The 11,068-nt window shown below is 63.0% G+C and carries 5 protein-coding genes; 2 read left to right on the forward strand and 3 right to left on the reverse strand.

Features of this window, described 5'->3' with window-relative positions; translation table 11 throughout:
* Positions 1 to 4 precede the first annotated feature (4 nt).
* The 3 genes from C7G61_RS23745 to malQ all read right to left on the reverse strand — a co-directional run bounded on the left by C7G61_RS23745 (position 5) and on the right by malQ (position 5,333).
* Positions 5 to 985 carry a formylglycine-generating enzyme family protein gene (locus C7G61_RS23745; RefSeq protein ID WP_108519178.1) on the reverse strand — a complete coding sequence of 327 codons (981 nt, stop codon included), beginning with the start codon at positions 983 to 985 and terminating at the stop codon, positions 5 to 7.
* A 482-nt stretch (positions 986 to 1,467) separates the two neighbouring features.
* Complete coding sequence (locus tag C7G61_RS23750; RefSeq protein ID WP_108519015.1) at positions 1,468 to 3,267, reverse strand: glycoside hydrolase family 15 protein; 1,800 nt, start codon at positions 3,265 to 3,267, stop codon at positions 1,468 to 1,470.
* Between the two features lie 116 nt (positions 3,268 to 3,383).
* The gene (gene malQ / locus C7G61_RS23755; protein WP_108519017.1) at positions 3,384 to 5,333 is read right to left on the reverse strand and encodes a 4-alpha-glucanotransferase; all 1,950 of its coding nucleotides are present in this window, start codon (positions 5,331 to 5,333) and stop codon (positions 3,384 to 3,386) included.
* A gap of 297 nt (positions 5,334 to 5,630) precedes the next feature.
* Here malQ and treS point away from each other — a divergent pair, with 297 nt between their 5' ends.
* Both treS and glgB read left to right on the forward strand, forming a co-directional pair.
* On the forward strand, positions 5,631 to 8,924 hold the full coding sequence (gene treS / locus C7G61_RS23760) for a maltose alpha-D-glucosyltransferase (protein ID WP_420836790.1): 3,294 nt from the start codon (positions 5,631 to 5,633) through the stop codon (positions 8,922 to 8,924).
* On the forward strand, positions 8,921 to 11,068 hold the full coding sequence (gene glgB / locus C7G61_RS23765) for a 1,4-alpha-glucan branching protein GlgB (protein ID WP_108519019.1): 2,148 nt from the start codon (positions 8,921 to 8,923) through the stop codon (positions 11,066 to 11,068). The genes treS and glgB overlap by 4 nt, the downstream gene beginning before the upstream one ends.

Genomic DNA, 11,068 nt, shown 5'->3' on the forward strand with positions numbered 1-11,068 from the left:
AAAATCAAGACGCGAGCGGTTTCCTGGCGACGCAGCGGAATCCAACGTGACAGGCCGACGTATGGACGGGTTCGGCGTGACGCGCCGCGGGACGGTAGCGGCGACAATAATTGGGCGCGCAGAGATGCGAGCCGCCCTTGAGCACCTTGCGAGGAATTTTGATGTCGGGCAGCCGAGGATCGTAGCTGGCGTCCTCGTTGCCGCCACGCGGATTTTGCGGAATGCAGCACGCCTTCGCTGCGTCGGTTTCGCGGTTCGGCGAGTACCAGTCGCAAGTCCATTCCCAGACATTGCCGATCATGTCTTGCAGCCCGTAACCATTGGGCGGAAAGGCCGTCACCGGGGAAGTGTGTTCGTAGCCGTCTTCGTTATGTTTGTGCCGTGGAAAGTCGCCCTGCCAGGTGTTGGCCATGGATAAGCCATCGGGCATGAACACGTCGCCCCAGGCGAATTCAGCGCCGTCCAGTCCGCCGCGCGCGGCAAATTCCCATTCCGCTTCCGTCGGCAGGTCCTTGCCCGCCCATTTGGCATAGGCGATTGCGTCGGAAAACGAGACGTGTACGACAGGGTAATCATCGAGCCCATGGATGCTGGTCTTGGGACCATAGGGATGGCGCCAGTCTGCGCCCTCCAAAAAGAACCACCACTGGCTCCGGTCGCACAGATCGAACGTCGACCTCGGCCGCATGAACACGAGGGAGCCTGCATGGAGCATATGCGGCAGGGCGCCGGGATACTCCTTCGGGTCGGGCGGAGCTTCCGCCGTCGTCACATGGCCGGTCGCCAGCACGAATTGGCTGAATTGCCGGTTCGTTACGGGCGTCCGGTCGATCCAGAAGCCGTCGACCGCAACCTGGCGGCTTGGCGCCTCCTCGGGATAGTGCCTGTCGGATCCCATGCGAAATGTGCCACCGGGAATCCAGACCAAGCCGCCGGCGCGATCATCGGAGGATCGAACGCACTGCTCCTTGTCCACCCGCAGCATCATCGTCATGGCATTTAAACCGGTTCTTTAATCCCGTTGCCGTGGATAGCGCCCCATGAATCCCGGTCCTTCGGCTTTTGCATTCACCTTGCGGATAATCCCGATCAGATGACCGGCAAATTCCCCTTCCTTGACTGCTATTTAGGCTGATTCTTTCAACCTAACCGAAGTCAGCGCTGCTGTGATGTACAGTTTGTGCCAATCTTCGAAAGATCGCTCTTCTTCGTTGAAAACGCTGCTTCATAATCGTTGATCATTCGGCCGCTGCGAAGACAGACTTGTCCGACAATTCAAATCAAAGCTTTGCGCCGGGCACGAAACGGCGGCTGCCGCAGGCAGAAGCGAAAAGGCCAAATTCCAAGGCGACACAACGACCTGCACTTCGATTCAGACGCACTCTGTTGAATGCTATGGGATCGGACGACGTCCGTTGCGTCCGCAGTCCGACAGAGAACGATCCAACGGGCCGATCGAGCCCGCCGCTACTTCGAGCGTTGCTTCGCCGGCTTCTCGGTCGAGAGCTTCGTTGCACTCAAATTATGCGCGGTATTGATCAGCGCGATGTGCGTCAGCGCCTGCGGGAAATTTCCGGTCTGGCGGCCGGCGGCCGTATCGTACTCCTCGGCCAGGAGGCCGAGATCGTTGGCGACCGCGACCACGCGGGTAAACAGCTCTTGCGCGCGAGCGAACTCGCCCGCCAGCACATAGGCGTCCGCCAGCCATAGCGTGCAGGCGAGGAACGCGCCTTCGGCCGGTTGCTGCTCCACTTCACGGGGATCATGCCGCAGCACAAATTCGTCGCGCATCAGGTGCTGTTCGACCGCGGCGAGCGTGCCGCGCACGCGGGGATCTTCCGGCGGCAGGAAACCGACCGACGGCAGCAACAGGATAGAGGCGTCGAGCATCTTTGAGCCATAGGACTCGACGAAGGAATTTAGTTCGGGATCAAAACCCCTGGCGCAGACGTCGTGATGAATGGCGTCGCGCAGCACACGCCACTTCGTAAGCGGCGCCTTGAAGCCGAAAGTCTCCGCGCTCTTGATGCCGCGGTCGAACGCGACCCAGGTCATCACTTTCGAAGAGACATAGTGCTTGCCCGCGCCGCGGCGCTCCCAGATGCCGTGATCCGGCTGGTCCCACCGTCCGGCAAGGTGCTGCAGCACGGCGCATTCCATCGCCCAGCTGGTTTCATCCAGTTCGAGTTTTGCCACGCGCCACTGGTGAAAGGCGTCGATCAGTTCGCCGTAGACGTCGAGCTGCAGTTGCGCATGCGCGGCGTTGCCGACCCGCACCGGCTTTGCGCCTTCGTAGCCGGGCAGCCATGTGGCCTCCCATTCCAGCAGGCGGCGCTGGCCCATGATGCCGTACATGATCTGCATGTTGGCAGGAGATCCCGCCGCCGCCCGTAACAGCCAGCGGTGCCAGGCGGAAGCTTCCTCCGTGTAGCCAGAGTTCATCAGCGCCAGCAGCGTGAAGGTGGCGTCGCGCAGCCAGCAGAAGCGATAGTCCCAGTTTCTGGCGCCGCCGAGCTTTTCCGGCAGCGAGGTCGTTGGCGCGGCCACGATGCCGCCGGTCGGCGCATAGGTCTGCGCCTTCAGCGCGATCAGCGAGCGCATCACGAGGTCGCGGTACTCGCCTTCATATGTGCAGCGGCTGCACCATTCGGTCCAGAATGCCTCGGTGTCCTGCAAGGCGTCTACAGGATTGATCGGCTTCGGCACCGGCAGGTGCGAGGGGCCGTAGGTCAGCACGAAGGGAACAGTGTCACCCTCGCCGACCTCGAAATCGGCGACCGTCGTCAGGTCCTCGCCGCGGGTCTCGACCGGCGTCCGCAACACCGTCATGTCCTGCCCGCAGATCGCCAGCAGCGCCGAACCGTCTTCGTTTCTCTTGACCCAGGGAATATCGACGCCGAAGCCGAAGCGGATCACCAGTTGCATGTGCATCCTGACGCGGCCGCGAACGCCGCGCACCAGCCGCACCACATCGGAGGCGTTGCCGCGCGGCGGCATGAAATCGATCAGTTCAACCGCGCCACCAGCCGTCTCGAACCGGGTTTCCAGAATCAGGGTGTCGTCCCAATAGCGCCGCGAGGTGCCGGTAATCTCGTCGGCCGGCGCGATCAACCAGCGGCCGTGCTTCTCGGTGCCGAGAAGTGCGGCAAAGCAGGCGTCGGAATCGAAGGCCGGCCAGCACAGCCAGTCGATCGATCCGTTCCGGCCGACCAGCGCCGCGGTCTCGCAATCGCCGATCAGCCCATAATCTTCGATCCGGCACGACAAGGTGTTTCACCACTAGAGCGGGATGACATTTCTTCGAACTGTCATCCCGCTCTACCTTCATCCTTGAGCATGATCTTTTCGAAAAACCGGCAACCACTTTTCCGGATCATGCTGTATCAGAGCGCCGCGCGCGACCGCTCATGTGTTGCCGCCTTGAGCGCGGTGACGTCGACCGTCGATGTCATATCCTCGAGCGACACCGGAAGCCGCCGCCGCCAGTTCGGATGTTCGTTGACGGTACCGGGGATGTTGGGCTGGTCGACCACCCCGAGCAGGTCCTCCAGCGAGACCGCGAGCAGCCGCGACTTGGTTCGCGCCAGGAAATTCGCCACCGAATAGAGATCGTTGCGCTCGATGGCGTGATGACGCAGCACCTCGTCCAGCATGGCAAGCGCACGCCAGCGCGCATCGTCGCTTTCCCCCGGATCGATGCCGAGCGAGCGCTTCAGCTTCAGATCGCCGAACGAGCGCCAGCCGGCATAGGTCGAGAGGTCATGGGTGTTGAAGGTGACGAGCGCATTGGTCAAATAATGATCGATGTTGCGGAACGAGCCGGCATCGTCGCGCTCGAACATCATCACGAGATACGACCAGATGCCCCAATCGGCGATCTGGTCGCGAAAGCCTTCCGGCACGGTGCCGAGGTCTTCGCCGATCACGACGCAGCGATTCGCAACGCTTTCCAGCGCAGTCGCCGCCAGCAGCGCTTCGAACGGCATCTGCACATAGACGCCGTCGCGTGCGCTGAAGCCTTGCGGCACCAGATAGAGCCGCTTCAACCCGAGCACGTGATCGAGACGGATGGCGCCGGCGTGGCGCATCGCGGCGCGCAGCATGTCGCGGTATGGCGCAAAGGACTCAAGCTCAAGCCCAGCGGCATTGAAGCCGGCGAGGCCCCAGGTCTGGCCGGCGGTGTTGAGCGGATCGGGCGGCGCGCCGACGCCGAGATGGCGGGAGATTGCGACCTGCTCGTTCCAGGCGTCGAACCCGTCGGCCTGCACGCCGACCGCGACGTCGAGATAGAGCCCGACCTTCAAGCCGAGCCGCTTCGCCAGATCGGCGGCGGCCCCCAACTGCCGGTCGGCGGTCCATTGCACGAATTCGACGAACTCGATTTCGCCGGCGTCCTCACCCTGGCGCAACGCGTCGCATCCGGCGTCGTCCGGTTGCCGCCACTCTACCGGCCATTCCCACCACGGCTTGCCGAATTTGTGCCGGAGCACCTCGAAGCAGGCAAAGTGCGACAGCAAAGTGCCGCGTTCGGCGCGGAATTTGTCAAAATCCTGTTGGCGGGCCGGCTTGGCGTTGGCCTTGAATGCAGCAAAGGCCCTGCGCAGCGCCCGCCACTTGAGGCCGGCGACGCTGACGTAATCGACGGCATCGCTTGCCCGCAATGGCGCCAGCGCCTCGCTTGTTTCTGAATCGGGCTGAAATTCGGGCAGCTTTTCGACGTCGATATAGAGCGCGTTGAGAAACAGCCGGCTGTTCGGCGAATACGGGCTGCAATCGTCCGGGCGATCGTCGAACAGGGTGTGCAGCGGATTGAGGCCGACACCGTCGGCGCCGAGATGATCGGCAAGCTCGATCAGGTTGGCGAGGTCCGTGAAGTCGCCCATGCCCCAGTTGCGCGCGGAGCGGACGCCGTAAAGCTGGACCGCGAGCAGCCAGCAGCGGTCGAATTCACCACCAAACGCCCTTTCCGGCGCCGAAATCAGCGGCACATCCTCGGCGGTCGAGGCGTCGCTCACCTGAAGCCGGTAGGCGCCAGGCGGCAGGTCCCTGGGCCAGTCGATGGCGTGATCGGAGCTCTCGCCCCTGGCGATAACGCCCGATTCCGCAACGATTTTCCACTCCACCGGAAGCCTGGCGGTAGCCGGGAGCTCGGTTCGCGACGGCCGCCCGGACCGGACCACCACGGGGTGGCCGAGCAGCGGTCCCGGCGCCTGCGGCGGCAGCGCATCCAGGATAATTTTGAGCGCGGCGGCGTCCGTCACACGGCGGTGACCCTGACCGTCCAGGAACTCGGTCTGGATTCCCTGGGCTTTGGCTTGAGCAAAAAGGTCCATTCGGCATGTACTTTGCACGCAAACATCAAACCGATGTCGCGAAATTGTCTAATTAGGGGAAGGAGATAGACGGTGTCTAACGCTCGGGCCCACCAACGGTTCCAAGGGAACCAAAGCGAGTCGAGCGGCTTCTTATCTATGTCCGGAACGTCTCCCTTTCTGCAAACGAAACGGGGACGTCATTTCCATGGCAGTGGCATCACCGTGAACAAAAAAGCGCAAACCGCCGAGAGCTCCAACGCCGGCGTCTCCCTTTCTATCGACGGTGCCTATCCGCTGAATCCGGATAGCAGCCTTGTGGTCGAAGCAAAGCAGGTGCCAGCCACTGAGGCCGTCACCGACGAGCTCTGGTACAAGGACGCGATCATCTACCAGCTCCACGTCAAGGCCTTCGCCGACAGCAACAATGACGGCATCGGCGACTTTGCCGGGCTGACCGAGAAACTGGGGTATCTGCAGGATCTCGGCGTCACCACGCTGTGGCTGTTGCCGTTCTACCCCTCCCCCGGCCGCGACGACGGCTATGACATCGCCGATTACGGCGACATCAACCCCGATTTCGGGACGATGAAGGATTTCCGCCGCTTCATCCAGGAAGCCAAGAAGCGCGGCCTGCGGGTCATCACCGAGCTCGTCATCAACCACACCTCCGACCAGCACGACTGGTTCAAGCGCGCCCGCCGCTCGGACCCGCATTCCTCTGCCCGCAACTGGTATGTCTGGAGCGATACCGACCAGAAATATCCGGGCACGCGGATCATCTTCACCGACACCGAGAAATCGAACTGGACCTGGGATCCGGAAGCCGGCCAGTTTTACTGGCACCGCTTCTTCTCGCACCAGCCGGATCTCAATTTCGACAATCCGCGCGTGGTCAGCGCGCTGGTGCAGGTGATGAAGCGCTGGCTCGACACCGGCGTCGACGGTTTCCGCCTCGACGCCATTCCCTATCTCTGTGAGCGCGACGGCACCAACAACGAGAACCTGCCCGAGACGCATGCCGTCATCAAAGGGCTGCGCCGCGAGCTCGACAATTACGCCAAAGGCAAGGTGCTGCTGGCCGAAGCCAATCAATGGCCGGAGGACGTGCAGGAATATTTCGGCCGCGGCGACGAATGCCACATGGCCTATCATTTCCCGCTGATGCCGCGCATCTACATGGCGATCGCGCAGGAAGACCGCTTTCCGATCACCGACATCCTGCGCCAGACGCCGGATATCCCGGGCAACTGCCAGTGGGCGCTGTTCCTGCGCAATCACGACGAGCTGACGCTGGAAATGGTCACCGATGTCGAGCGCGATTATTTGTGGTCGACCTATGCCAACGATCCGCGCGCCCGCATCAATGTCGGCATCCGCCGCCGCCTGGCGCCGCTGATGGACAATGACCGGCGCAAGATCGAATTGATGAACTCGCTGCTGCTGTCGTTCCCGGGCACGCCGATCATCTATTACGGCGACGAGATCGGCATGGGCGACAACATCTATCTCGGCGACCGCAACGGAGTCCGCACGCCGATGCAATGGACGCCGGACCGCAATGGCGGCTTCTCCCGCGCCGACCCCGCCAGGCTCTACGCGCCGACCATCATGGACCCGGTCTATGGCTATGAGTCCGTCAATGTCGAGGCGCAGTCGCGCAGCCTGTCCTCGCTGCTCTCAGCCACCAAGCGGCTGATCGCGGTCCGCAAATCCACGCTCGCCTTCGGCCGCGGCACCATGACGTTCATCCGCCCGGAAAACCGATCGGTGCTGTGCTATGTGCGCCAGTACCAGGGCGAAGTCATCCTGTGCGTGGCCAACCTGTCGCGATCGGCGCAGGCGACCGAACTCGATCTTTCCGCCTTCAAGGACCGTATCCCGCTGGAAATGCTCGGCCGTACCCGCTTCCCGGCGATCGGCGAACTGCCCTACATGATCACGCTGGCGCCCTACGGCTTCTACTGGTTCGAACTGCAGGAGCGCGACAAATCGGCGCCGGTGGTGCAGCGCGCCGTGCCCGAGTTCGAAACGCTTGTGGTGCCGCTGAACGCGACCTGGGTGTCGCTGGCGCGCGAACGCGGCGTGTTCGAGCGCGACGTGCTTCCGGGACATCTGGCGCGCAGCCGCTGGTATCCGGAACGATCGCCCAAGGCGATCCGTCCGACGCTTACTTCGGCCATTCCGTTCTGCGACATCGGCGACAACCGGCCGTGGCTCGCCTTTTTCGAAACGACGCAGCGCGGCGTCAGCACGCGCTACGTGCTGCCGATGCAGATCGAATGGGTGCGCTTCGACCGCGAGCGCTACAACCCGCATGCGCTGGCCGCCGTTCGGCAAGGCGCCCGCGAAGGCACTCTGCTCGACGTCGCCACCGACCAGATCTTCATCTCGCTATTGTTGCGCAACCTGCAGCAATCGCTGACGGTCGACGAGAGCGAACAGGGCTTGCGGCTCGAATTCCGGCCGACCAAGCGTTTCAGCGACAAGCCGATCCGGCAGCCCGAGCACATCCGCACCATCGAGTCCGAGCAGCCCCGCAGCACCGCCCTGGTGGATAACGACCATGTGGTCAAGATCTACCGGACGCTTCAGCCCGGCCCCAATCCCGAGATCGAGATCGGGCGCTTCCTCACCGATATCGCCAACTTTGCCAACACGCCGGCGCTGCTCGGCAGCGTCGAGCTGGTCGAGGGCAACGAGAAGAGCGCGATCGGCGTCGTTCACGCCTTCGTCGCCAATCAGGGCGACCTCTGGACCGTGAGTGCGGCCTATCTCGATCGCTTCGTCGAGGAGCAACGCCTGCTGGCGGTAAGCATGCACGCCGGCGAGCGCGAGGAAGAGACCCCCTATCTGCGTTACATGTCGCAGGCCGGGCGGCGCGTGGCCGAGCTGCATGTGGCGCTCGCCGGCAACAGCGAGATTGCCGAATTCGCGCCGGAGCCGACCAGCCGCGACGACGTGCAGCGCTGGATCGACGATCTGACGCTATGCGCCGGCCGCGTCTTCGATGCGCTCCGGCAGCGGCGGGAAACGCTGAGGGAAGCCGACCGTCCGCTGGCCGACCGGGTGCTGGCGTTGCAGCCGTCGCTACCCGATTGGTTGGACACGCTGCTGCTGCGCGAGGCCGATGCCGCCAACATCCGCTGCCATGGCGACCTCGATCTCAGCCAGTTGCTGATCGTCAAGGACGATATCTTCATTGTCGACTTCGAAGGCGCGCCGCGGCGCACTATCGCCGAACGCCGGCGCAAGGCGCCCGCGGCGCGCGACATCGCCAGCATGGTCCGATCGATCGATTATTCGGCAACCGCAGCCCTTGAGCGCGCGCTCAAAGTGGCCCACGATGAGCACGGCAAGCTCGGCGCGGCGCTTGGCGAGTGGCGCGACCGGGCGACAGCCGCATTTCTCGCCGCCTACCACGAAGCCATGACCGATCAGCGGCTGTGGCCGTCCGATCCGAATGCGGCAGACGGCTTGCTGACCTTCTTCCTGCTCGAGAAGGCCTTGAACGAAATCGAACACGAACTGTCATTCCGACCGGAATGGCTGCGCGTGCCCCTGATCGGAATCATCAGAATGTTGTCGCAACCATCCTTCGAGGCCTCATGACCAAGCTACCCGCCGAGGCCTACGCGATCGTCGAAGGCAAGCATTCCGATCCGTTTCGTTATCTCGGCTTGCACAGCGAGGGCGGCCACAGCGTGGTGCGTGCTTTCATCCCCGAAGCTTCCGATGTGGAAGCGATCGGCGAGCATGGCGAGACGGCGCCGCTTGAACGGATTCACGATGCCGGGCTGTTCGCAGGCGCGCTGCCGAACGGCTCCAAGCGCTACCAGCTCCGCGCCCGCTTCGGCGAAAACGTCGTCGATCTCGACGATCCCTACCGCTTCCCGCCCGTGCTCAGCGACTTCGATCTCTATCTCCTGGGCGAAGGCACCCACCGGCGGATCTACGACAAGCTCGGCGCGCATCCGATGACGCTCGATGGCGTCGACGGCGTCGCGTTCGTGGTGCTGGCGCCGAATGCCAAGGCCGTCAGCGTGGTCGGCGACTTCAATTTCTGGAACGCGCTGCGGCACCCGATGCGGGTGCGCGGCGTCGGCTATTGGGAATTGTTCGTGCCGCATGCCCGCGCCGGCGACCGCTACAAGTTCGACGTCACCGGACCCGACGGGCGGCATCTGCCGCTGAAATCCGATCCGGTGGCCTTTGCGGCGGAGATCCGGCCTTCAACGGCCTCGATCGTCGTCGACGAAAGCAGAATTCCGCATCCGCGCGCGGCGCCGGCGGGCATCAACGCGCTGGGCGCGCCGATCTCGATCTACGAGGTGCATCTCGGCTCGTGGCGACGCAAGAACGGCAATGAATGGCTGAACTATCGCGACCTCGCCGAACAGCTCCCGGCCTATGCAAAGGACATGGGCTTTACCCATCTCGAGTTTCTGCCCGTCAGCGAGCATCCGTTCGATGGCTCATGGGGCTATCAACCGACCGGCCTGTATGCGCCGACCAGCCGGTTCGGCACGCCGGAAGACTTTTCCGCCCTCGTCGATGCCTGCCATCGCGAGGGGCTCGGCGTATGGCTCGACTGGGTGCCCGGACATTTCCCCGACGATCCGCATGGGCTCGGCTATTTCGACGGCACCGCGCTCTACGAGCACGCCAATCCGCTGCAGGGCCGCCACCTCGACTGGGGCACGCTGATCTACAATTACGGCCGCACCGAAGTGGTCAATTTCCTGGTCTCCAACGCGCTGTTCTGGTTCGATCGCTACGGCGTCGACGGCCTGCGCGTCGATGCCGTCGCCTCGATGCTCTACCTCGACTACAGCCGGCCCGCCGGCGAGTGGATTCCGAACCGGCATGGCGGCCGGGAAAACCTCGAAGCCATCGAATTCCTGCGCCGCTTCAACATCGAACTGTTCGGGCATTTTCCGGAGGCCACCACGGCGGCGGAAGAATCCACCTCATGGCCGCAGGTCTCGCAGCCGGTCGAATATGGCGGGCTCGGCTTCGGCTTCAAATGGAACATGGGCTGGATGCACGACACGCTGAAATATTTCGGCAAGGATCCGGTGTACCGGAAGCACCATCACGGCGACATCCTGTTCGGGCTGCATTACGCGTTTTCGGAAAATTTCATCCTGCCGCTGTCGCATGACGAAGTCGTGCACGGCAAGCGCTCGATCCTCGGCCGCATGCCGGGCGACGAGTGGCAGCGTTTTGCAAACCTGCGTGCCTATTACAGTTTCATGTTCGGCCATCCTGGCAAGAAGCTTTTGTTCATGGGCTGCGAATTCGGCCAGGAACGCGAGTGGAATCACGATCAGTCGCTCGACTGGCACCTCTTGGGGCAACAGCGGCACGCCGGCATCCAGAACCTGATCCGCGACCTCAACCGGCTCTATCGCAACGTACCGGCGCTGCACGAGATGGACTGCAACCAGGCGGGATTTGAATGGGTGATCACCCATGATTCCGGCAACAACATCTTTGCCTGGCTGCGCAAGGGTTTCGACGCGCACGCGCGCTGTCTCGTGGTCGTGAACTTCTCGCCGAACGTCTATCAAAACTATCGCGTCCGGGTGCCGTTCGCCGGCAAGTGGAAGGAAGCGCTCAATTCCGACTCCGCGCATTATGGCGGCAGCAATGTCGGCAATGTCGGCGAAGTCCGTACCCTGGAAGGCAGCATCCCCGAGCTCTCACTGACCATCCCGCCGCTGGCCGCGATCTTTCTCGTACCGGAAAGCTGA

This window comes from Bradyrhizobium algeriense (assembly GCF_003062295.1).
GTDB lineage: Bacteria > Pseudomonadota > Alphaproteobacteria > Rhizobiales > Xanthobacteraceae > Bradyrhizobium > Bradyrhizobium algeriense.